1 protein-coding gene is annotated in these 1,270 nt (G+C 74.3%); it reads left to right on the plus strand.

From position 1 onward, the window contains the following. Window positions 1–424: 424 nt before the first annotated feature. Entirely contained in the window at window positions 425–1,186 is a 762-nt protein-coding gene (locus V7E46_RS33535; RefSeq protein WP_329181750.1) for a DeoR/GlpR family DNA-binding transcription regulator, read from the plus strand. Window positions 1,187–1,270 lie beyond the last annotated feature (84 nt).

Genomic DNA, 1,270 nt, shown 5'->3' on the forward strand with positions numbered 1-1,270 from the left:
ACGCCCGCCCCGCCCCCCACCCGGGCGGGGGGGCCCCCCCAACCCCCACCCCCCCCCCCCCCGGCCCCGCGGACCCGCCCCGGCGCCTGCCGCCGCTCGCCGGCCCCCCGCCGCCTGCCGCCTGACGTCCCGTCCGGGGCCGGCTCCGCGCGCGGCTCCGGGGGGCTGGGAGACGGCCCGCGGCGACCGCGGACGCGGGCCGCGCCCAAACCGGGCACCGCTGCGGGCGGTCTGGGCGCCGGTTTCGCCCACTCCCCGGCATGGCACCGCGTGACCTGCGGCGATGCATTCCTGTTTCGGGCACAACCGGGCCTTTGTTCATCCGTTATGGGCCACTGGCGGGCGTGAGCGCGTTGGTATAACTCTTCCACGGGCAAAACCGGGCACGCTGTGCCCGGATCGGCGAAGAGACGAGGTGGGATCGATGCGGGCCGAGGAGCGCCAGCACCGCATACTCACCCTCGCGCGCCACCAGGGCCAGGTCGAGGTCACCGTGGTCGCCTCCGACCTGAAGGTCGCGCCGGAAACCATCCGCCGCGACCTCGGCGTCCTGGAGCGCCGAGGCCTGGTCCGCCGCACCTACGGCGGGGCCTACCCCGTCGAAGGCGCGGGCTTCGAGACGAACATGGCGCAACGGCTCACCCTGCACGTCGCCGACAAGCGCCGTATCGCCGCCGAGGCGGTCAAGCTGGTCGGCGAGGCGGAGACCGTGTTCGTGGACGAGGGCTACACCCCCCAGCTCCTCGCCATGCTGCTGCCGACCGACCGGCCGCTGACCGTGGTCACCGCGTCGCTGTCGACCGCGGCGGCGGTCGCGGACTCCGCCGACACCACTGTTCTGCTGCTCGGCGGCCGGGTCCGGGCCCGGACACTGGCCACGGTCGGCTCCTGGGCCACCGCGATGCTCGCGGGCTTCGTCATCGACCTGGCGTTCGTCGGGTCCAACGGCATCTCCCGCGAACTCGGCCTGACCACCCCCGACCCGGTCGTCGCCGACGTCAAGGCCAAGGCGCTGGAAGTCTCCCGGCGGCGGGTGTTCATGGGCCACCACAGCAAGTTCGGCGCCAGCAGCTTCTGCCGCTTCGCCGAGGTCGCCGACTTCGAGGCGATCGTCACCGACACCGGTCTGTCCAGCGCCGAGGCGCACCGCTACGCACTGCTGGGACCACGCGTCTTCAGGGTCTGACGCGGGGCCACCGCTTCCCTCTTCCCCTTCCACGCACGCCGCTCCGGGCTCCCCCCTGCCCGCGGACGGCCGACCCTCCACCTC

Origin of the sequence: Streptomyces sp. IBSBF 2435 (assembly GCF_036815005.1) — a bacterium.
GTDB lineage: Bacteria > Actinomycetota > Actinomycetes > Streptomycetales > Streptomycetaceae > Actinacidiphila.